This window comes from Acinetobacter sp. WCHAc060025, assembly GCF_004209355.1.
Taxonomy (GTDB): Bacteria; Pseudomonadota; Gammaproteobacteria; order Pseudomonadales; family Moraxellaceae; genus Acinetobacter; species Acinetobacter wuhouensis.
This window is the reverse complement of record NZ_SGSX01000015.1, coordinates 46,363-68,511: the sequence shown is the minus strand read 5'-3', so window position 1 is coordinate 68,511 and position 22,149 is coordinate 46,363. Positions and strand designations below refer to the sequence as shown.

The 22,149-nt window shown below is 38.2% G+C and carries 23 protein-coding genes; 7 read left to right on the top strand and 16 right to left on the bottom strand.

Features of this window, described 5'->3' with window-relative positions; genetic code table 11:
• Nucleotides 1–222 precede the first annotated feature (222 nt).
• Together serA and EXE09_RS13435 are read left to right on the top strand one after the other, a co-directional pair.
• The gene (serA, locus tag EXE09_RS13440; RefSeq protein WP_130117615.1) at nucleotides 223–1,455 is read left to right on the top strand and encodes a phosphoglycerate dehydrogenase; all 1,233 of its coding nucleotides are present in this window, start codon (nucleotides 223–225) and stop codon (nucleotides 1,453–1,455) included.
• A 192-nt stretch (nucleotides 1,456–1,647) separates the two neighbouring features.
• The gene (locus EXE09_RS13435) at nucleotides 1,648–2,517 is read left to right on the top strand and encodes an EamA family transporter (protein WP_130117614.1); all 870 of its coding nucleotides are present in this window, start codon (nucleotides 1,648–1,650) and stop codon (nucleotides 2,515–2,517) included.
• A gap of 57 nt (nucleotides 2,518–2,574) precedes the next feature.
• Here the strand turns inward: EXE09_RS13435 and EXE09_RS13430 are convergent, their stop codons facing one another.
• A complete protein-coding gene (locus tag EXE09_RS13430; protein ID WP_228257214.1) occupies nucleotides 2,575–3,270 on the bottom strand; it encodes a metallophosphoesterase in 696 nt (231 codons plus the stop codon).
• A gap of 35 nt (nucleotides 3,271–3,305) precedes the next feature.
• Nucleotides 3,306–4,736 carry a tetratricopeptide repeat protein gene (locus EXE09_RS13425; protein ID WP_130117613.1) on the bottom strand — a complete coding sequence of 477 codons (1,431 nt, stop codon included), beginning with the start codon at nucleotides 4,734–4,736 and terminating at the stop codon, nucleotides 3,306–3,308.
• 169 nt (nucleotides 4,737–4,905) lie between these two features.
• Here EXE09_RS13425 and EXE09_RS13420 point away from each other — a divergent pair, with 169 nt between their 5' ends.
• The gene (locus EXE09_RS13420) at nucleotides 4,906–5,775 is read left to right on the top strand and encodes an EamA family transporter (RefSeq protein ID WP_130112101.1); all 870 of its coding nucleotides are present in this window, start codon (nucleotides 4,906–4,908) and stop codon (nucleotides 5,773–5,775) included.
• 60 nt (nucleotides 5,776–5,835) lie between these two features.
• Here the strand turns inward: EXE09_RS13420 and EXE09_RS13415 are convergent, their stop codons facing one another.
• The 3 genes from EXE09_RS13415 to truB form a co-directional block, all read right to left on the bottom strand.
• Nucleotides 5,836–6,297 carry a hemerythrin domain-containing protein gene (locus tag EXE09_RS13415; RefSeq protein ID WP_068975080.1) on the bottom strand — a complete coding sequence of 154 codons (462 nt, stop codon included), beginning with the start codon at nucleotides 6,295–6,297 and terminating at the stop codon, nucleotides 5,836–5,838.
• A gap of 160 nt (nucleotides 6,298–6,457) precedes the next feature.
• Nucleotides 6,458–7,225: a sulfite exporter TauE/SafE family protein gene (locus EXE09_RS13410; protein ID WP_130117612.1), complete on the bottom strand. Its 768-nt coding sequence runs from the start codon at nucleotides 7,223–7,225 to the stop codon at nucleotides 6,458–6,460.
• A gap of 69 nt (nucleotides 7,226–7,294) precedes the next feature.
• Nucleotides 7,295–8,200, bottom strand: a complete 906-nt coding sequence (gene truB / locus EXE09_RS13405; protein ID WP_130117611.1) for a tRNA pseudouridine(55) synthase TruB — start codon at nucleotides 8,198–8,200, stop codon at nucleotides 7,295–7,297.
• 137 nt (nucleotides 8,201–8,337) lie between these two features.
• Here truB and EXE09_RS13400 point away from each other — a divergent pair, with 137 nt between their 5' ends.
• From EXE09_RS13400 to EXE09_RS13385, 4 genes are all read left to right on the top strand, one after another.
• Complete coding sequence (locus tag EXE09_RS13400; RefSeq protein WP_130117610.1) at nucleotides 8,338–9,372, top strand: lipase secretion chaperone; 1,035 nt, start codon at nucleotides 8,338–8,340, stop codon at nucleotides 9,370–9,372.
• 214 nt (nucleotides 9,373–9,586) lie between these two features.
• Nucleotides 9,587–10,558, top strand: a complete 972-nt coding sequence (locus EXE09_RS13395; protein WP_087554316.1) for an esterase/lipase family protein — start codon at nucleotides 9,587–9,589, stop codon at nucleotides 10,556–10,558.
• Between the two features lie 141 nt (nucleotides 10,559–10,699).
• On the top strand, nucleotides 10,700–11,680 hold the full coding sequence (locus EXE09_RS13390; protein WP_130117609.1) for an esterase/lipase family protein: 981 nt from the start codon (nucleotides 10,700–10,702) through the stop codon (nucleotides 11,678–11,680).
• A 150-nt stretch (nucleotides 11,681–11,830) separates the two neighbouring features.
• The gene (locus EXE09_RS13385) at nucleotides 11,831–12,796 is read left to right on the top strand and encodes an esterase/lipase family protein (protein ID WP_130117608.1); all 966 of its coding nucleotides are present in this window, start codon (nucleotides 11,831–11,833) and stop codon (nucleotides 12,794–12,796) included.
• 67 nt (nucleotides 12,797–12,863) lie between these two features.
• Here the strand turns inward: EXE09_RS13385 and rplS are convergent, their stop codons facing one another.
• The 11 genes from rplS to EXE09_RS13330 all read right to left on the bottom strand — a co-directional run bounded on the left by rplS (nucleotide 12,864) and on the right by EXE09_RS13330 (nucleotide 22,144).
• Complete coding sequence (gene rplS / locus EXE09_RS13380) at nucleotides 12,864–13,235, bottom strand: 50S ribosomal protein L19 (RefSeq protein WP_068973806.1); 372 nt, start codon at nucleotides 13,233–13,235, stop codon at nucleotides 12,864–12,866.
• A 138-nt stretch (nucleotides 13,236–13,373) separates the two neighbouring features.
• Nucleotides 13,374–14,120, bottom strand: a complete 747-nt coding sequence (gene trmD, locus EXE09_RS13375; protein ID WP_130117607.1) for a tRNA (guanosine(37)-N1)-methyltransferase TrmD — start codon at nucleotides 14,118–14,120, stop codon at nucleotides 13,374–13,376.
• A gap of 54 nt (nucleotides 14,121–14,174) precedes the next feature.
• On the bottom strand, nucleotides 14,175–14,723 hold the full coding sequence (gene rimM / locus EXE09_RS13370; protein WP_087554320.1) for a ribosome maturation factor RimM: 549 nt from the start codon (nucleotides 14,721–14,723) through the stop codon (nucleotides 14,175–14,177).
• Between the two features lie 42 nt (nucleotides 14,724–14,765).
• Nucleotides 14,766–15,023, bottom strand: coding sequence for a 30S ribosomal protein S16 (gene rpsP, locus EXE09_RS13365; RefSeq protein ID WP_068973809.1), 258 nt, complete (start codon nucleotides 15,021–15,023; stop codon nucleotides 14,766–14,768).
• Nucleotides 15,024–15,167: 144 nt separating this feature from the next.
• Nucleotides 15,168–15,599, bottom strand: a complete 432-nt coding sequence (locus EXE09_RS13360) for a type IV pilin protein (RefSeq protein WP_130117606.1) — start codon at nucleotides 15,597–15,599, stop codon at nucleotides 15,168–15,170.
• Entirely contained in the window at nucleotides 15,596–16,024 is a 429-nt protein-coding gene (locus EXE09_RS13355) for a type IV pilin protein (RefSeq protein WP_130117605.1), read from the bottom strand. Before EXE09_RS13355 ends, EXE09_RS13360 begins: the two co-directional genes overlap by 4 nt.
• Nucleotides 16,024–19,536: a pilus assembly protein gene (locus tag EXE09_RS13350; protein WP_130117604.1), complete on the bottom strand. Its 3,513-nt coding sequence runs from the start codon at nucleotides 19,534–19,536 to the stop codon at nucleotides 16,024–16,026. The genes EXE09_RS13355 and EXE09_RS13350 overlap by 1 nt, the downstream gene beginning before the upstream one ends.
• Before the next feature lie 30 nt (nucleotides 19,537–19,566).
• Nucleotides 19,567–20,334 carry a hypothetical protein gene (locus tag EXE09_RS13345; RefSeq protein WP_130117603.1) on the bottom strand — a complete coding sequence of 256 codons (768 nt, stop codon included), beginning with the start codon at nucleotides 20,332–20,334 and terminating at the stop codon, nucleotides 19,567–19,569.
• Nucleotides 20,331–21,203 (bottom strand): prepilin-type N-terminal cleavage/methylation domain-containing protein, encoded by an 873-nt coding sequence (locus tag EXE09_RS13340; RefSeq protein ID WP_130117602.1) that lies wholly within the window; start codon nucleotides 21,201–21,203, stop codon nucleotides 20,331–20,333. The genes EXE09_RS13345 and EXE09_RS13340 overlap by 4 nt, the downstream gene beginning before the upstream one ends.
• Entirely contained in the window at nucleotides 21,203–21,682 is a 480-nt protein-coding gene (gene pilV, locus EXE09_RS13335; protein WP_130117601.1) for a type IV pilus modification protein PilV, read from the bottom strand. The genes EXE09_RS13340 and pilV overlap by 1 nt, the downstream gene beginning before the upstream one ends.
• 9 nt (nucleotides 21,683–21,691) lie before the next feature.
• Entirely contained in the window at nucleotides 21,692–22,144 is a 453-nt protein-coding gene (locus EXE09_RS13330; RefSeq protein ID WP_130117600.1) for a pilus assembly FimT family protein, read from the bottom strand.
• Nucleotides 22,145–22,149: the final 5 nt, after the last annotated feature.

Below are 22,149 nucleotides of genomic sequence, written 5' to 3'. Positions count from 1 at the left end.
CAGATTTGAATTTGATTATCCACACTTTGTGTATGATCAATTCAACAACAATATTAAAAATCAATAAATTAGAAAAAAACCTGTAATCTATTTGATTTATATATAATGCTTATCAGAAATCGTAGATAAAATATCCGTCGATACTGTCATAACGAAATATCTATAGAACCATGTATATGGTATCATACTGCGACTAAATTTGGCCTTTGTAGCGGAGCCGTAATGAGCCAACATCTTTCACTACCTAAAGATAAAATTCGTTTCTTGTTGTTAGAAGGCGTTCACCAAAACGCAATCGACACGTTAAATGCTGCTGGATATACCAACATCGATTTCCGTAAAACTGCGCTTGAAGGTGAAGCGTTGAAAGAAGCGGTTAAAGATGCACACTTCATTGGTATTCGTTCCCGTACGCAATTAACCGAAGAAATCTTTGAAGCTGCGAATAAATTGATCGCAGTGGGTTGTTTCTGTATCGGAACCAACCAAGTGAATTTAAATGCAGCCATGATTCGTGGTATTCCTGTATTTAACGCACCATATTCAAATACGCGTTCAGTAGCTGAACTTGTACTTGCTGAAGCGATTCTTTTACTTCGTGGCGTACCTGCGAAATCAGCATCAACTCACCGCGGTGGTTGGAACAAGTCTGCTGTAGGTTCGTTTGAAACTCGTGGTAAAACTTTAGGTATCGTGGGTTACGGCTCAATCGGTTCTCAACTTTCAGTTTTAGCTGAAAGCTTGGGTATGCATGTCATTTATTATGATGCAGTGACTAAACTTCCGATGGGTAATGCACGCCAAGTCGGTTCACTTGATGAATTACTTGCCAATGCAGACGTTGTAACACTTCACGTTCCTGACGTTCCTTCTACAAAGAACTTCTTCGCAAAAGAACAATTTGCGAAAATGAAAGAAGGTTCAATCTTCTTGAACGCTGCACGTGGTACATGTGTTGTGATCGAAGATTTAGCTGATGCAATCAAATCAGGTCATATTGCTGGTGCAGCAGTTGACGTATTCCCTAAAGAACCTAAAGCAAATGGTGAAGAATTTGTTTCTCCACTTCGTGGCTTAGACAACGTGATCTTAACACCTCACGTGGGTGGTTCGACTATGGAAGCGCAAGCGAACATCGGTCTAGAAGTTGCTGAAAAATTTGTTGCTTACTCAGATAAAGGTATGACTTTATCTGCTGTGAACTTCCCTGAAATTGCACTTCCATTGACTGAAGGTAAACACCGTTTACTTCACATTCATAAAAACGTGCCAGGCGTTCTTTCTAAGATCAACAACTTGTTCGCTGAACACGGTATCAACATCTCTGGTCAGTCTTTAATGACTAAAGGTGATGTCGGTTATTTAGTGATGGACGTTGATGCAACTGCATCTCAAGAAGCACTTGATACACTTCATGAAGTTGAAGGCACAATCCGCGTTCGCGTATTGTTCTAAGACTAATTGATGTTAAAAACCACAGGTTTTTGCCTGTGGTTTTTTATTTTTAAATTTTAACAATGAGTCAAATTATGATCATTATTTTCACTAATTCTCACCTATTTATCTGATTTAGAAGGTATGATCTAAACTGATTACAACTTCCAATATCGTTCATATTTTAAATAAATATCAACTGATCAGACTCCAATGCCAAATCTCAAAAATGCCCCACATTTCCAAGCCTTGATCTTACTGTTCATTGCGATGATCAGTATGCAAAGTAGTGGTGCACTCGCCAAAATCCTGTTTGATCAATTTCCTGTACTGACCATTTCAGCGATGCGATTATTACTTGGCTCTTTGATCTTGGCGATCATCTTTAAAATTTGGCAAGCTGATTTTAAACAAGTGAAATGGAAAGCAATTATTAGCTATGGTCTTGCTTTGGCTGGGATGAATGCCCTGTTCTATTTATCCATTGCACGGATTCCTTTGGGCATTGCCGTTGCTTTTGAATTTATCGGTCCACTCAGTGTGGCATTATTTCATGCACGACAACGCTTTGATTTTGTTTGGGTTGGATTGGCAATCTTAGGACTGGTTTTACTGTTTCCATTTCAACAAGCTTCACAAAGTTTAGACCCCATCGGCATTGCTTTTGCTTTAGCCGCAGGTGCATGTTGGGCGCTGTATATTATTGCAGGGCAACGACCTTCAGGCGTTTCAGGCAATCATACGGTGTGTTTAGGGATGTTTATTGGCATGCTTTGCCTTATGCCGATTGCGCTATTTTCAGGAATGCCGTTGAATGTTTTTGAACCCTCAAATTTGATTTATTTTATTGCTTTGGCAATTTTAGCGAGCGCCCTGCCTTTCTCTTTAGAAATGATTGCTCTAAGAAATTTATCAGCGTTAAGCTTTGGCACATTGATGAGTTTAGAACCTGCAATTGCTGCACTTTCAGGATTTATCTTTTTAGGTGAGCAATTGCTTTGGACACAATGGCTGGCACTCGCAACCATTATCAGTGCATCGATTGGCTGTACGGTGACGACACAAAGAGCGAGAAAAGCGTAACTTGATAATAAAGTTATTGATAAATAATGTATAATTTTGAAAATTCATATTTAATCTTTATCTAACAAGCACTTGCTCTTCAATCGGTAGACTTTGATCTATTTCCACAATTGTTAACTCACCACCAAAACACGCACCCGTATCGAGATAATAGCAATTGTCTTTTCGAGTCACACGATCCACCACGGTATGACCGAGAAAAATCTGATCAATGCCCGATACAGTTGAATACTTTAAGAAACGACGATTTTTAATTCGTCCTCTGCCCCATAAAGCAGACTCACGGCTTTTAGACTGAATGGCGACTTTGAATTTATCCCAATCATTCAGATCAATATCTGCATGGACAAAACCATATTTTTTATTTTGATAATGAACTTCTAAAAGCAACGGAACACGTTGCAGTCTTTTAATAATTTGCTTTTGCTGTTCTATACTGAGTTGATAAAACCATTTTCCACCATGCTGTGCATGTAGATTTGCCATTGATGGTTCAACATTAGAAAGCAAACACATTTCCTCATGATTGCCTAAAATTGCTTTAAACCACGGTTCATCCAGTAAATTTAGACATTTTAAGCTGTCAGGGCCACGATCAACCAAGTCCCCAACAGCAATGAGCATATCTTGCTGAAAGTTAAATTGTATCTGTGCAAGCTTTTGCATCAGTTGATCATAACAACCATGCAAATCACCCACCACAAATAAGCGTCCTTTGTGGTGGGTATACTGCTCAATCAAAGGTACATTCAAAACGGATACAACCTAACTGATCATTCAAAATTTAATTAAAACTCAATCGAAGCAGCTTCTAAATGCTGATTTTGTTTCGCTAAATCAAGATATTTTCCTGCGGTCTTTTTATTTTTACGAACACCTAGACCATCGCGATAGATTTTGAATAATTCAAAATATGCATCCACATCCCCTTGATCAGCCGCTTCAACGAATAAAGTTGCACTTTGTTTTAAATCTTCTTTAACCAGCTTACCATCACGGTAAAGTTGCGCTAACAGAAAGAAAGCACGTGGGACATTCAACGCTTTGGCTTTATTTAACCAATACAATGTTTGTTCAGCATTTTCTTGGCGTTGTTGATAAATCGACATACACAACATTGCTTGTACATGGGCTTTATCTGCTGCTGCATTTAACAATGGTAAATGATGCTCGTGTTCCAAAGGCAACAACATCGCCAATTCAAACTGTGCATCCGTATGATTTTGCATGGCTGCACGCTCTAACCAAGAAACACCTTGCTCAATATTTTTCTCAGCACCAATACCATAACGTAAACATTGTGCTAAAGAATATTGCGCAGGCACATTCCCTGCCACTGCGGCATGCGTCAACAATTCAAAAGCCAAAGTTGTATATTCTTTCTGTTTTTGTTCAGTTTTAACTGTTTCAGCATCTTTCAACAAGGTCACTGCTGCAAGATAAGCGGATTCGACATGCCCATTCTTCGCAGCTTTGAGTAAAAACTCTTGCGCAATTTTAGCATCACCATTGGCACTTTTTTGTTCGATCAAAGCGCGTACATAACATCCAAATGGGTCATTGGCTTCTTGGGCAATGTTGGCATATTTGAACGCAGCATCTACCTTATTGTGTGTTAAATAACTGAATGCCAATAACGCACTTGCAAAACTATCATTTTCAGCAATGATCAATAAATCATTTTGAACTTTAATCGAATCAAACTCTGAAGATTCAACGCAGAATTTCAAACTATTTTGATGCTTATTTTTAATATAGTTTTCCACCAATAATTGATAAGCAGCAGCTTTATCTTGCTGTAGTTTATGCTGTGCGTGTAAAAAAATTGCCTCAGGCTGATTTAACTCTACTGCGTGTTGCAAGTGCATTAACCCTTGGGCTTGAGACAACTGATCCGTAGAGTTATTTAAACCCAAATATGCGAGTTCTAAATGTGCCAAACCGTGATTGAGCTGTGCACCATGTTGAAAAAATAAAATTGCAGCTTGAATGCTTTGATTGACATAGTGCCCCAAGACATGCCACTGCCCCAGTAAAGTACTGGCTGGTGCAAAACCTTGATTTGATGCATTGACCAATAAGTCAACACGTGCTTGAGCTTCTTGCTCGGTCTGTGCATACCCCTGTTGTTCTTTTTTAAGTACTTCTACATACCATGTTTCAGCTTGACCTAATTCATTTGACTTTAATTCTACGATTTTTTGGGTATTACCTGACATCTTCTATTCCTAACACATGTGCCATTACAACTATATTTATCCCCATCTTACAGAGGTGTTATGAGAATCACAAAGAAAAATATCACCTGAATATTCATATATTTTCAAAATACCGACAGAATTTGCAAAAAGTGCTAAAATTTTTGAGTCACTTTTCTACACGATTGATATGCCAAATTCTCAACTTATCGCTGTACTGTTCATGGTCTTATCGATGGTGTCTTATCAGATCAGTGCATCATTTGCCAAACAACTTTTTCTAGTTTTAGATCCTCTCACGGTCGTTACACTTAGGCTTTGTTTTGCTTCTATTTTAATTGTCTTGATGTTCCGTTCATGGAAAATTATCAAACGCTTACCCTATTTAAAATGGAAAAACTTATTGTTCTATAGCGGTTCAGTCTGCTTGATGAATGTATTGTTTTATGCCTCTTTAGGTAAATTACCTCAGGGAATCGCTGTAGGGCTTGAGTTTTTAGGACCTTTAACGCTTGCATTACTCTCGATCAAACAAAAAAGTGACTATATCTGGGTTTGCTTAGCGATCTTTGGTATTGCACTGATGGTGCCTTGGCAAGATGCAACAGCGCAAAATTTTTCTTATATTGGTGCTGCATTTGCCCTCGGTGCTGGAGTTTGTTGGGCGATCTATATTTACTATGGTCAAAAGGTTGTTCGCCAAAATATCGGGATGCATGCGCTCAGTATTGCCATTATTCTATCCGCAATGGTGCTATTACCGATCAGTGCAGTACACAACCCCGACGCTTTATTACAAACTCAATATTGGGGTAAAGCATTACTCATCGCACTGCTCGCAACCGCAATTCCTTATGCACTCGACCTACTTGCCTTAAAACGACTCAGTAAAATGAGCTATGGCACACTGTCTAGCTTGTCCCCTGCACTGGCAGTTGTTTCAGGAATGCTCTTGCTCAATGAACATATCACTACTGTGCAAATGGTTGCTTTGGTCTGTATCATGCTTGCTTCGATTGGGGTGACATTTAGAGCAAAAAATACCGAACAAGGCGATTGAGTTAAACATGCTTTTGTAATGTTCTGATCAAGATATTGATCGGTTTAAGTCAAAAAAATATTAACCCGTTAAACTGGTTTTATCCTTTGCTTTATATTTTTTATATTCTGTTAAATATTTCTTGGCCAAAGTCTGTTTTTGTTGATCATCAAAAATCTTTCCAGCTTGCTGAAAAAAGCCACGCTCTTCTTCTTGTAAGTGATGATGTACTGTTTCAGACAATTTCTTGGCTAATATTAACCAACGAGAATGACTCAAATCAGTCTCAGCGAGTTGCTCCAGCAATTCATCCATAAGATGATGTTCAGCCAAAGCATGACGGCTAATGTTTAACCCAGAATCCGTCATCATTAAAGGAATATAAAAATAACGGTCTTCAGCGACTGCATGCGCAAATAGTTCATTTTTCAATAAAATAAAAAGTTGCTTCCGTTCAGGTGTATTGCCTGCTGTTTGCGTCAACTGTTCTGCTAATTTTTTTTGTATTTCATGGCTTTCTCGCAAAGCCTCAAATATATTCATCAAACATCCTCTTTTTTTAATTCAATCGTCTTCTATGCACAACCCTGCTAAATTAAGATGCGTAAATAAACGATCATAGAGGACTCGCAAAAAAATACCTCGTAAATTTTCAATATATTTGTATCAAAAAAACTAGAATTTTTTTTAAAATTAAAAACTGTTAAGCAACAAACATTTGATAAGCTAAACGGCAGATTAAGACACTCACAAGAATAAGAAATAAAATACGAATAAAACCACTACCATATTTCAAAGCCATTTTTACCCCGACCAATGAACCACAAACATTAGCAACTGCCATCATTAAACCCAGTTGAAATAACACATGTCCGGTAGGAATGAAGAAACTTAAAGCAGCGAAGTTGGTCATAAAATTACCGATTTTAGACAATGCAGATGCATGTAAAAAATCAACTTTTAAATAACGAATGAAATAAAAAATAAAGAAACTTCCTGTTCCTGGCCCAAAAATACCATCATAGAAACCAATGGCTAAACCACCGACTCCTGCGATCAATAGCATTTTATTGGTGATTTCTTGTTGAATATGGATTTGACCAAATTGCTTTTTGAATAAAGTATAAATCGCAATCACAATCAGCATGAATAGCACGAATGGTCGCAGAATATTTTGAGGAATCAGTGATACACATGCTGCACCACCAAATGAACTGATAAATGCAGTAACACCAATAACAGCAAGTAATTTCCACTGGATTTTGACTTGTTTTAAATAAGAGAAAGCAGCAGATGCCGTTCCACAAATCGAAGCCAGTTTATTGGTTCCAAAGATCGTTGCAGTTGGATAATGTGGTAACGCGCCCATTAACGCAGGAATTTGAATAAGCCCCCCACCTCCGACAGCCGCATCAATTGCACCTGCACAAAAGGCAAAAAAGATCAGACTGAGGATCAGATCAAATTCCATACCACTTACTCTAAAGTTTTCACAATGTGAGAAATAATAACAACATTGCCAGCAAAACTGATGGTTTATTTAGAGGTTTAACACTCTTTTCGGAATTAAACGCTTTTTATCACTAATTTCTGCCAGCCCTAGACATTTATCACCCTCAAAAACCAAAACCTCAGCCTCGGCAGCATGGTCAATATTACTTTCCATACCGCGGCAAAAGTATTCTGCACGACCTTCAGGTGCTTGGATTTTAGTGAAATGATCAATCGGTGCATACACGGGTAATAACAAAGCTTCACGCTGTTGCTCAGTCAAACTTTCTAAATACTCAATCGTATATTCAGGAAGAAGATCAAAATGTCCTGTTTTAATTCGATGTAAATAGGTCAAATGTCCATAAGTACCCAAGGCTTTGGCAATATCCTCACCCAAAACTCGGATATACGTCCCTTTTGAACAAGTCACATCTAACGTTATTGAATCTGTTGTAAAAGATAAAAGTTGAATTTGCTCAATGGTGATTGGACGAGCTTCACGTTCGATCTCAATGCCTTTACGTGCCAACTCATATAAAGGACGACCTTCTTTTTTAAGTGCTGAATACATCGGAGGAATTTGCTGAATATCCCCTGTGAATTGCGCCAAAACCTGCTCGATCATGTCTGGGTTTAATTCAGGAACTGCTTTTTCTAAAAGGGTTTCACCTTCGACATCACCTGTCGTGGTGCTATTGCCCAATTGAATTGTGGTTTGATAACGCTTAGTTGAATCGAGTAAATAATGTGAAAATTTCGTCGCCTCACCCAAGCAAATGGGTAATAAACCAGAAGCCAAAGGATCTAAAGCCCCTGTATGTCCCGCTTTTTGCGCACGGTATAGCCAACGTACTTTCTGTAAGGCTGCATTTGAACTAATACCCAAAGGCTTATTCAATAAAAAAACACCACTGATATGGCGACGTGATATTTTTTGAGCTTTAGCGGACATAATCAGACTGTATAAAGATGTGATTGATGTAGTTTAACAAAAACCACTTGTCTATTTTTACAAATTTTAAATGAGAAACTGATGCTTTTATGTCAAATTGCTTTGTCTATAAAAATATTAAAAAAATAGGATATTAGATGGACCTGTCTAGGAAAAAAATGCTAGGGTTAACAACTATTGTTTTGTTAATCCTTATTTTAGCGATTATTTTTTGGTTAAAACCAAGTACACAAGACACTAAAAATTCAGACAATACACTACAACTACAGCAGCAAGCTGGACAATTAGCTCCATCTCAAATTTCTGCTTCAGAAGCCATTAGCTTTGCCAGTAAAAGCCAACAAGATACCCAAATCAATTGCCAAATCCGAACAGATGCAAGCAACCATTTGATTGTGAATGAACAAACTAAAGACTGTTTTGAATATTTCATTACTCAGTATGGTGAAAAAACGGTTGAACAAATTAAAACGGATTTTCTCAGCTATATCAAAGTCAGTTATCAAGATCCTGTTCGTTCACAACTCGGGGATTTATGGACACGTTACGTCAACTACCGCAATAAACTTGGTGACTTACAAGCACCCACTGCGGATAAGGAAAGTGTGCAGTATTATCAACAAATTGTGAATAACACCCAAAGTTTAAGAAAACAATTCTTTTCAGACTACGAAATTCAAGGCTTATTTGGCACTCAAGACACCTATGACCAATATACTGTGGATCGTATGGCAATCTTGGACAATAAAAATTTATCTACTGATGAAAAAGCCAAGAAACTCAAAGACCTCTTCGACAATCTTCCTGAAGATTGGAAAGAAAACCTACAGCAACTCAACCAACTAGAAGATCTAAGAAAGCTCACAGCTGAGATTAAAGCTCGTGGAGGTTCCGCTGACGAGTTACGTCAAATGCGCACCAATCTTGTCGGTGCTGAAGCAACACAACGCTTAGAAAGCTTAGATGTACAACGTAATGATTGGAAAAATAAAGTCACCCAATATCTTACTGATCGCGACAGCATTATCAAAAGTAATATGAGTGATTCAGCAAAACAAAGTGCTGTGGAACAACTCAAACAAAAGCAATTTAGCAATCAACAAGAGCAATTACGCTTACAAACTTTTGAAACTATTCATGACCAAGGAGGGAAATTACCATTTGCGAATTAATGATCAAATTTTCAATACATAGGGAATATAGAGAATACCGACAATACGTTATTGGTAATGAGTTTATGTCGTTGCTGTAAATGCAGAAGTCAAACTCAAGTTTCAGCATCGCAATTTTTTGCAAAAAGTAACTGTTAACGCAGATTGCTTAAATACTAAATTTCTCAGCATGATGGTTCTTTCAAACCATCAAAAACAAAAAGAGTAATACACCATGAAATTAACAATGAATGCACTTGGAATAGGACTCATCATAGGACTCAGCACAATGTCGGCTTCTGCCTCTGGGCTCCAAAAAGTCAGTGCAAACTATGTCAGTTCAGATTATGCAAAAACCAAATACCCCATCGTATTTAATCATGGCATGTTTGGTTTCACACGTTTAGGAACACAGTCTTTTGGTATGGATTATTTTTACCAAATCCTACCTGATCTTGCCCGAAATGGTGCAAATGTTTATGCAACCCAAGTTTCACCATTGGAATCTACTGAGGTTCGTGGGGAGCAACTTTTACAACAAGTCGATGAAGTCCTCGCATTAACTGGTTCATCTAAAGTCAATTTAATTGGTCATAGCCATGGTGGTCCAACCATTCGTTATATTGAAATCGTCGCACCGCAAAAAGTAGCCTCATTAACAGCCGTTGCGGGTACCATTAAAGGCTCGAAAGTCGCGGATGATTTACTGGCAAATCAAGCAGCAAGCAGTGTGATGACGGTTTTAGGGCAGTATCTCATTGCACCTATCATTACCATTCTTGAAGGCAATCCATCATTAAGCAATAGCCTAGATCGCTCATTGAAAAGTATCAGTGAAAAAGGTTCAACAGAATTTAATAACAAATACCCTAGTGCTGCGATCCCAACAGACTGTGGACAGGGACAAAAAGTGACAACGAATGGTGTTTACCATTATTCATGGACTGGGACGGCACAAATAACCAATCTCTTTGATATTGCGGATACTGCTATCTCTCAATTAGCACCGCTTTCTTATAAAAATAAAGATAACGATGGTCTGGTCAGTCGCTGTAATACTCATTTTGGGCAAGTTATTCGAGACAATTACAATCAAAGCCACCTCGATGAAGTCAATCTCATCTTAGGCTTAAAAGGATTGTTTGCACCTGATCCAGTTGTGCTCTTCCGCCAACATGCCAATCGATTAAAACTCGAAGGCTTATAATCTTAAAGATGATCAAGATACTGATATTCAGTATCTTCCATTCATCGATATTATTTGATTTTCACACATACTATTTACTTTATCTTTATAATCATAATTGACAAAATGAATTGTCAATACAATATTAAAAATGAGGATAAAATGAAAATAAAACCACTTCTATCTAGCATGCTCACTTTAAGCTTATTTATAAGTTTATCGACTCAAGCAAGCGTAATAACACAAATCAAGCCCAACTATGTCAGTTCGAACTATGCGCAAACTAAATATCCTATCGTCCTTACCCATGGCATGTTTGGCTTTAGTCGTTTAGGTACACAAGCTTTTGGTATGGATTATTGGTATCAAATTGCCCCCGACCTTGCCCGCAATGGAGCCCAAGTCTATGCCACTCAAGTTTCGCCCTTAAATTCCACAGAAATACGTGGTGAACAACTCCTACAACAAGTTGATGAAATCATTGCACTGACAGGAAAACCCAAAGTAAATTTGTTTGGTCATAGTCATGGTGGTCCTACTAGCCAATATGTTGAAGCTGTTGCCCCGAACAAAGTGGCATCAGTAACTGCTATAGCTGGCGCTATGCATGGTGCGGAATTTGCAGATAATATGTTAAAGTATCAAGTGGTTGCAGTACCACTTTCAAAAATTTTCAATATTATTGGTACTGCCGAATCTTATCTGCAAGGCAATCCCGATTTACCTAATGATGCAACAGCCTCTTTAAAATCGCTCAGCACTCAAGGTACTGCCATTTTTAATGCAAAATATGCCACTGCGGCAACCCCATCCAATTGTAATATTTCAAATTCTGGACAAAAAATCATAAGCAATGGGATTCATCACTATTCATGGACAGGTGATCGTCAAGTTACCAATCTGTTTGATGTCCTGGATACAGCATTGATGACTGTCGTCCCTGCTCTATTCATGGGACCTGCCAGTAATGATGGTATTTTATCTGTTTGTACAGCCAATTATGGTCAAGTGATCCGTAATGACTACGAGCATAATCACTTTGATGAAGTCAATCAGGTATTGGGCTTACGAGGTCTATTCTCTCAAGACCCTGTGGCTCTATTCAGGCAACATGCCAACCGCCTAAAACTGCAAGGTTTATAATCTAAAGAACAATTAAGATGCTGACCCTCAGCATCTCCCACCCATCAAAATTGTTTATTTTTTACACAAAAATACATACACTATTTATTTTATCTTTATAATTTTTAGTGACAAAATGAATTGTCAATAAAAATTAAGAATGAGGATAAAATGAAAATAAAACCACTTCTATCTAGCATGCTCACTTTAAGCTTATTTATAAGTTTATCGACTCAAGCAAGCGTAATAACACAAATCAAACCAAACTATGTCAGTTCAAACTATGCGCAAACCAAATACCCAATTGTTCTTGCCCATGGAATGGGAGGATTCTCTCGCATTGGTACGGATACACTTGGTTTAGATTATTGGTATCAAATCGCACCAGACCTTGCACGAAATGGTACAAATGTTTGGACAACACGTGTTTCCCCATTTAACTCAACTGAAGTTCGAGGTGAACAACTTCTTCAGCAAGTTGAAGAAATTCTTGCCCTTACAGGTAAAGAAAAAGTTAACTTACTTGGGCATAGTCATGGTGGCCCAACAGCTCGATATGTTGCAGGCATTATCCCTACAAAGGTTGCTTCAGTTACTGCTGTTGCCTCACCTCAAAAAGGCTCAACAATTTCAGATCTTATTCTCTCATTAGAAGACACGCCGTTAAAAGGACCTGTAGTTGCTGTCGTAAATATCATTTCTGCATCAATTGTTTGGGCACAAGGCTTAGACCAAAAACAATTTCCGAGCGATGCCTTAGCTGGTGCTAAAAGTTTGAATACTGCTGGTGCGACAGAATTCAGTCGAAAATTCCCAATGGGCGTCTCAGCCAATTGTAACGAAGGTGCCTACCAAGAAAAAGGAATTTCATTCTATTCGTTTCAAGGGAATCGACTGGTCACGAATATCTTTGACCCTGATTCAGCAATGGGACTGACTGGATTGTTGATGGGGGGAGAAGGTGATGGTCTAGTTTCTACATGTAGTGGTCGCTTGGGTAAAACCATTCGAAATGATTATGCTTGGAACCATTTCGATGAGGTAAACCAAGTGCTTGGCTTACGTGGCTTATTCTCTCAAGATCCAGTTCAGGTCTACCGTGAACATGCCAATCGTTTAAAATCGCAAGGCTTATAAAACTTTATATTTTGACATAAAAAATGCGCCAAAAGGCGCATTTTTTAGCTGTAAAGCAAAGTTAAAATTAACCTTGTTTACGTGCTGGCAATTTTTCACGAATACGTGCAGCTTTACCAGACAATTCGCGTAGGTAATAAAGCTTAGCACGACGAACGTCACCACGACGTTTCACTTCGATTTTAGCAACGATTGGAGAGTGAGTTTGGAAAACACGCTCAACACCAACACCGCTAGAAATTTTACGTACTGTGAACGCAGAGTTCAAACCACGGTTTTTCTTAGCAATTACAACACCTTCAAAAGCCTGAAGACGTTCACGATCACCTTCTTTTACTTTTACAGATACGATAACTGTATCACCAGGTGCAAAAGCAGGGATGTCTTGTTTAAGCTGAGCATTTTCTACAGCTTGTACTAAAGGATGCTTACCGCTCATGGGGTATCTCCAATATGTGCGAGTCAGAAGAGGTCTGATCATCGCTGGGTATAGAGGCTAAAGCGCATAAACCCGATTAGCTTTCCCTTTATACTTGACCACTTCAATGTATAAAGAGCCTATTAAAAAATACACAAATTAATTTTGAGTATTTGAATCCCGAAGCCATTTTTTTTGCTGCTTTGTCAACTCCACTTTTTCAGCCAATTCAGGTCGACGTTCCAGTGTGCGTTGGTAGCGTTGCAAAAACCGCCATTTTTCAATATTTGCATGATGCCCAGATTTTAATACCTCAGGCACATCCAAACCTTCAAAATGATCTGGCTTGGTATATTGTGGGCAATCTAAAAGACCATCCACAAATGAGTCTTGCACATGTGATTGTTCATCAGACATTGCATTCGGCAAACGTCGAATAATACTGTCCAATAAAACCATCGCAGGGAGTTCACCACCAGATAATACGTAATCCCCAATTGACCATTCCTGATCAATATATTTCTGGATCAAACGCTCATCTACCCCCTCATAACGACCACACAATACAATCAATCCATCGTAATCGACGAACTGTTGTACCGCAGATTCATTTAAGGTCTTTCCTTGTGGTGACATATACACCACAGGGACATGAACTGCACCCGCTTGCACGGCAAGCGCTTTGGCACGGTTGATTGCTTTGCTTAAAGGCTCCGCCATCATCACCATGCCCGGACCACCACCAAATGGACGTTCATCCACTTTTTTGTAGTTGCCCTCAGCAAACTCACGTGGATTGATACAATGGACTTGTATCAAATCACGTTTTACTGCACGTCCGCTAATCCCGTAGGCTGTAATCGCTTCAAACATTTCAGGAAAAAGCGTAATGACTGCAAAAAACATCGCAGACTCCTCTATTTTCCTGCTGCGTTAATTCTTTAAAAATAAATTTAAGAATTAATAATCTACGCCCCAATTGACGTAAATACGACCAGCTTCAAGATCAACACGTTGTACCACATCTTTATGCCACGGAATCATTCGCTCTTCGCCATCGATGCTTTCTGCTGTTGCACGAACAACCATCACATCGTTAGCACCTGTTTCAAACAATTCATGGATTTGACCGAGATTGACTTCTTGTTCTTCTTCATCCAGACCTAACACTGTTAGACCTTTCAAATCAGACCAATAATACTCGTCCACGCCCGCTTGAGGAAGTTGCGACTTTGAAATCCAGACATTTGCGCCAACTAAGCTATCTGCTGCGGTGCGATCACTCACACCTTTCAGCGAAACAACCAAACCTTTGCCATGCGGTTTCCAACGTTTTACATCTATAACTTGCCAACCTGCTTTGGTTTCAATGTACCAAGGCAGGTAGTCAAATATATTGCTCATAGGTTCTGTATTGGAATAGACCCAGAGCCACCCATTTAATCCATATGCTGAACGTAGCTGTCCAATCTGAATACGATCTTCGGGTACATTCTGTGTTGGTGTCATGGGTTACCTACTGACAAGTAAAATAATTCTGCGAAGAATTAATTATGCAGCAGCTACAGCTTTTTTAGCTTGAGCAGCTAAAGAAGCAACACGTTCAGAAGGTTGAGCACCTTGTGAAACCCAGTGAGCAAAACGGTCAGCATCTAAACGAAGTTTTTCTGCTTTACCTTGAGCTGTAGGGTTGAAGAAACCGATACGCTCGATGAAACGACCGTCACGTGCATTGCGACTATCAGTCACGATGATTTGATAAAACGGACGTTTTTTAGCACCACCGCGTGCAAGACGAATAACTACCATGATACAACCTTATAGTTTTTACGGATTATCCCTGTACCGACCATCGATACATTTCAAACCCCTTTCATAGAGGGCAGTATTTTACTTTATCTTTCCATCGAAAGATAGATCAATATTTAGTTATTCACAGGTTTGAATTTAAATTTACTTGCCGTCCCATGCAGTACAACTACCAGATGTCTTTTCCCAACACTGTTTGCCTGAACTATCTAACGTCAAACCACCTGTTCCAGTCATAGAGTTGACTGGTGTAGCTGTCAATTTCCATGTTGCCAACTTCGTGGATTCTGAGAATTTCTTACCATCTATATCAGCGATACTCAATGTATAATTGGATGTTCCACTATTCGGAATTTTATTTCCATATACGGTACTAATATCAACGTCCTTATATGTTCCGTTCGCCACTTTATATGCAATCAATTTATGCGATATTTCTTGCATAATAGTCTGAGCTTCTACTCTTTTTGTCCTCTGCACATATTGTGTATAACTTGGAAAGGCTATTGCAGCCAAAATACCGATGATCACAACAACGATCATAAGCTCAATCAATGTAAAGCCTTTAGTCTTCATTTAGCCACCTTACAAGCATCTGGTACATTACAAGTTTTTGCCTCTTTCCATTCACATGAAGCACCTTCACTATTTAAGGCATAATGACTATAAGACCCTGCATCTTTTAAATTAGTATTCACACATGCCTTAACAACCCATTTTTGAAAAACTGATTTATCCACATCAATATTATATTTGACATCAGTACCAGTCTTACCTTTAGGGCTTACCCTATCTTCATCAGCCAATACAAAATCTTTATAGCTGAAATTACGAGTTCGTTCATTTTCAAGTTTTAAAGCAATATCTTGTAACTTCTGCTCTGCAATTTTTTCATTATTTTTTCGTGCATACTGTTGGTAGCTTGGCAGCGCAATAGCTGCCAAGATTGCAATAATAACAACAGTCAACATTAACTCAATTAATGTAAAACCTTTCGTCATTATTTTGCTCCCACATAAGGCGTCATATTATACCAACGCGTCGGCAGCAACTTATTCGTTGTATTATATTCAACAATAGGATTTGGCGTACAACTTGTCCCTACACACGTTTCAGGAATCTTGTTGAAAATTAATTTTCGAGAACCTTTTTCGGTGCCTGGCCCAACGTTCAAAGAGATAATACCTGCACCCAAGTCCCCCACCTCTGTAATTTTAGTATCTGTACCACATACACCAGAAGGTAGGCATAATTTATATGCTTTACTCGTACCTACAATTCCACCTGAACAACTGGTACTTGTACCACTGCTTCCATTATTTGTCTTACTCGGATCAAAGACGGAATAGTACAAATCTTTATCTAAAGCAACACCTTCAGACAATCCACGTGTTTGATACTTACTATCCGTTTTAGGTAAACGATAATACCAACCACCCGTTTTATTTGTCGCTGCACCATAAATTTCATTCATATTCGAAAGGTTCACTGTAGTGCCTTTCACTGGTGTGACTTGAGTAACACCGCTATCATAAAAACCTAAAATCATATCCTGTGCAGAACTTTCAGATTTCAAAGGACTACTTCGATCACCTGAAGCCAAAGAAACGACTGCAAATCGCTTACCAGTCGAATCCGTATGCATTGTAAAGGTTGGTGCTTCATAAAAACGAGGCGGATTATTATTGCCATCTTTTGCATCTGCAAAAGTAAATGCATTCAAAACAAATTTTTTCGAAGAATCACTTGCTTTATGATTTGGGTTTAGATCAATTCTAAATACTTTCCCACCCAAATCTCCTACATAAAGATGATCAACTAAACCATCACCATCACGATCGGCTGTTTTGATTCGTGATGGAATACTATTAGTCATATCTGTTATTGCTGTAGCAGCTCCACCATCTTTGTCGCCATTCACATTACCTGCTCGACTACTTCCCCACCATAGCAATTTCCCATTTTCTGCATCAAAAATATAAACTCCATTGCCTTTTACAGGTTTCAAAGACGAACTCGTAAAAGTAGGGTCCTCATATTCCATATCATAACCACCGCCTACAATCATGGCTAACTTGCGTTGTCCATTCCATTTAATATAAGCGACTGTTGGCTTTGACCAACTCTGTCCCATATATGAAATAGCACCACTGGTCTCTGCATCTGGATTAATATGAAACATCAGCTTCGGCTTATCTATATCCGAAAGATTTAAAGCATAATAACTACGTCCACCCATGCGTAAACCACCATATACATACTGATGACTTAACTTAGAATCAGCTTTTACTTGTAGGCCATCCCTTTCCACAGTTGTTCCATTCACTGTAGCATTATAGAAATTCGGCTCATAAACCGTATGAGCAGTCCAAGGACCATCTACACCATAATAAAAAGCATTATTATTATTTGTAGCTTTCTCCATTGCCATAGATTCAAAGAACCCTTTTTTTTGATTAACTAACATTTCCTTAGGTACAAAAGAGAAAACCTCTTCACCACTCCCCGAAGCGATTCCACTACCATTTATCACTTGCGAGTTTTGGGTTCCAGATTTGACAACATGCAATACACCTTGTGTTGTTCCAAACAATACATAGTCATCACGATCAACCGAGCCCATGGTTCCTGCGTCAGCCGCAATTGCACCTTTTTGTGTTAACAAAATAGGAGATGAATGAATAATCGAACCCAGTTGATAACCTTGGGCTGTTGTTTTAGTTTTCAAATACGTCAATTGATTTGTATAAGATTTTGATTTTAAATCGGTTAAATCTGCTGCTGTAAGTTTTGAATATCCCAACAAACCATATAAATACTCTCGATCTGCTAGAGTTCCTGCTTTAAGGATATCTTCCGCAGATTTCAAATCACTCGCAGAACTACCATCATTGATAAATACTTTTCTTTGTAAGACTAAATTATTTGAACCATCAGTTTTCGGCATTTTAGCACCCAAAAGCTGACTCAAATTACCACCGTAACTTACACCTTCATCTGCGTGTGTTACGCTTTTATTCAACCAATAATCATTTAATCCTGTATTAATATCAGTGGAATTTTTAAACACAAGCTGACGATTTGTATCGTAAAGCGTGCCCTCAAGCACATTAAACTTTTTTAAGTTACCGACCCACAACTGATCTGCTGTTTCAATCAGTGGCTTAAACATTGGAAAATAAGCAAAAGGTTGTAGCTGATTGGTATTTAAAGCATCGTTTGGAATGGTACTACTACCGATGGTCGTGCCTTCAATTGGGACTGTCGTATCCGTAATAAATGTTTTAATACTCTCAACTAAGTCAGCAGATGATTGTGCGGTATAAAAACCACCCTCACCAAATCCTCCCATATCTGTTCGATTTGGAATGCTCTTTGCCCCCCATCTACATAAACTTTGATGATCAGTCTGTCCCGATGAGGCTGCATCAATATATGAGCAATCAAAATACTTTTTATCACCTATTGTTATATTTGCTGAATTTTTCTGTGTTTGAGTTAGGTAATATCCTCCGCCAAAACCAACAGTTGCTGTTTTAATTAAGTACTTACTTGCTCGAATATTTTGGGAAAAATTACCAATATTTGTCCAATAAGCAGAATTACTATTAGCCCAAGTGTTAGTTGATAATGTTTTTAAATCCTTTGTAGCTAGAGATGGTATTTTATTATTAGACAAGGTTGTACTAAAATTTCCCTGCCCTTCATTTGTACTAGGCTCTCCATCTGTTAAAAAGTAAACTCCATTACCCGTACAACTGGCACTTGCTCCAGTTGCATTTTGACCTTCTTGAATAATTGCATTCCCTGCAACATTATATGCTGGTGAAATGGGTGTATTACTACTTGCTGACAATGCTTGAATTTTTTCTATTAAAGATTTTTTACCTGACGCATCCATAGAGGTAAAGCCCATTACAGTTTTACCTCCTTGATTACTATTCGGATAATTGCCTAAAGCGAAATAGATTTTCTCATCAATCGAAGCATCAGCAACGACAGAAATTAAACCTTTACGTAAATTCACAATACGGCTATAACAATTATATGTATTTGTTGCACCTACTTTTTCACAGACACTCTGTATTTTTTCCCTATAAGCCTTACCTTCATTAGTATTTTGTATAGCACTAGAATCCAAATCAATACTACAATAGTAATCAGAACTCGTTGCATAAGTATAAGATGTACTCGCTGTATTATCTTTATTAGGTATTTTTACTTGTAAATTATTTGGAAGTTTAACTCGTTCACATAAATTATATGTTTGCCCCCATTTATAATAAGTATAACCATAATCCACGTTAAAAGAGCTATTTTGCGCCATACTTCCTGAAGTATCTAACATCAAGTAAATACGTGTCGCTCCTGTCCCACCCGCTTGATAAATATCAATATCACTCGCCTGAATCTGAGCAGGCAAGCTTGCTAAAATCAATGATGTAACGGATGCCGCTAAAGTTGATACTTTAAAGTACATCCAATGATTTTGAATTTGTTTGTTCTTGTTCATAGAAACCTCTAACCGATCTTAACTTCAGGCTTAACTCGCCGACTTTTGAAGAAATTGCCCCAAACTATATTCTGAAACTTGCGTAGTGAAAGGCACACCAAGTTGTCTGAGACACTCTGATACAGTCACTTTATCCTCGGTACTGATTGCAGTATCAGTTGGGTCTATATAACTGGCACGTTGCATACATTTATTCACTTCATCTTCAGAAGCATTACCAAGTACTGGCATGACTGAAATCACGGTAACAACCAAGTTTTGTGGTTCATCCACTTTTGCAGTTTCAGAGTCTGTACCCTCGGGCATACCACTAAATGGCATTACATTTGCAACTGTAGAATTACCCACTCGTACCGACACTTGAGTCAATGCAGCTGAACGCCCACTACTAAAAAAACTAGTTTCATATTTACAATAACCACTGACTCCAAGGGCTGTCGTTTGCAAAGCTGAAGACTCATCAATATAAGCAAGGCTTGCTCTACGTAAGGAAAAGAAATCTTTTTCAGACCCCTTATAGCAAAAAATCAACTCTCTATTACGATTGGCATCCATTTTGGGGTAACCAAATAAATTCGTACCCAAAAGATAAGATTCAATTTTTGTTTTATCTTCGACAGGTATAAACGCAGCATCGGTATTTTGATTTAAGATTTGCATAGCTTGGCTATTTGTCGCAATTTTCAAACCAAACAAACCAGACTTAGCTGCCATCGCTCCAATAATCGTAATAATAATTAAAATGAATAAAACAACGATTAAAGTTGAGCCTGTTTGCTCATGTTGATTCATTTTCATTGAACATCTCCAATCGCATTACGTATCGCAATCGTTTGTTCAACAGGTATTCTTAAAAATTTACCAGTTGTATTCTTTGGATTTGAAACGGTATATGCCGTATTTAATAATGTATAACTCTTTGGAATAACAGTATTAACTCCCGCATTCTCTACAGATCTTACTAAAACCCCCACTTGAAATGTCACGGCTCTGACGGTTGTTACTTCATCTTCATATTGCTTTAATGTTAAGTAGCTCATCTGATTCGCCGCATTCTCAACACCAACTAAAACTTTAAACTGATCCACTCTTTGTAAAATAACCTGCCCTAGACTTGCATCACTTAAACCTGTAAGTGCTGGGGTTGCACTACTTGCATCATATCTACCAGCAGCACAAGCTAAAACGAGATCACCATTTTTACTATTTTGATCCTCACGAACAAAATATTTCTGAACGATAATCGTATCTGCTGTCGTTATTTTTCCACCTTCGCAATCAAAACCGTTTAATTGTGCAGGGCGATATTGGATTACAAGTACATCACTTTTACTATTAGCAAAAGTTTTCCCAGTTTCCGAGCTGCTTAATGGCAATTTTTCCGTAGTCATTCCAGTAGGATAGTTTTCTTTTTTTATAATCAAACCTGAAATTGTACTGTTCCCCATTTTTCGCCCTCCCACACCTAGATTTGTTTGGCGAAGATCTTCTGTAATATAATTTATGCCAAAATTTGCATTATCTTGAACATTTTCAATGGCTTTTTGAAAAGTTAATGTAGACTGCCCACTGATTAAAAGTTGTACTGCAGCGGCAACGATAATCAGCCCTAAAGCTAGAGCTACCATCAATTCAACGAGTGTAAATCCCTTAAAATTAGATTTCATTAGAATGCCTCCACCACAATACAGCGCGCACCTGTTTTATATTTAAATGTAGTAGTTTCAGTACACGCATTATCATCTTTATCACTTTGTGTAGCGGTTGTTTCATCCCAAGCAACATAAATACAATTACGTGAGTTTTTAGTATTTGGGCAAGAAAATATGGCTACTTTCATATTTTTTGTAGCAGCAAGTTGAGTAATATCTGCAATATCTTTCTTTGCAAAACTATCTGCATCACAGTAAGTTTTTAGACACTTTGTTGTATCCGTTGAAGTGACCCCTTTATAATCACCACCTCTATTAAAAAACATTCTTTCACTTAAGCTACGTGCAATATTAGTTGCTTCTATCTTGCGTAAAGACTGTTCTCCCATTTCTAGAGACCTATATTGCAACAAAGCAAAACCTAAAACAGCTATACCCAACAGCAGCATTGCCACAATGACTTCCATCAACCCAACACCTTTTTGATATTTCATATTATTCTCTTATTTTGTATCACATGATGTTTTAGAACGGGTAATAAACCCTAGCTGAGTAATACTGATATATTCCGTCGTTAGGCTTTTACTATGTTTTATGTTTATACATACGGGATACGTTTTCGCAGTTGTTTCAATAAGCCCATTTGCTAAAAAAGCAATCGCCTTATCAGTTGAAGTTAAAACCACATTTTTCCCCACACCTGTGCTCAAGTCATATTCCTTATTCTTTGGATCAACTTGATAGGAACCATCTAACTTCAATGTTGACGTCTGTCGTGTTAATCGAGCATTGTTTTTTGCATCGCTTAATACAACGGTGACTTTATCTACTCCCGATCGCAACTCATTCGCCCGAATAATGGATTGAAATGATGGTGCAGCCAACATCGCCACAATAGCCAATATAGCTATCGTGATCAGCAACTCAATTAAAGTGAATCCCTCAATATCTTTCATCACGC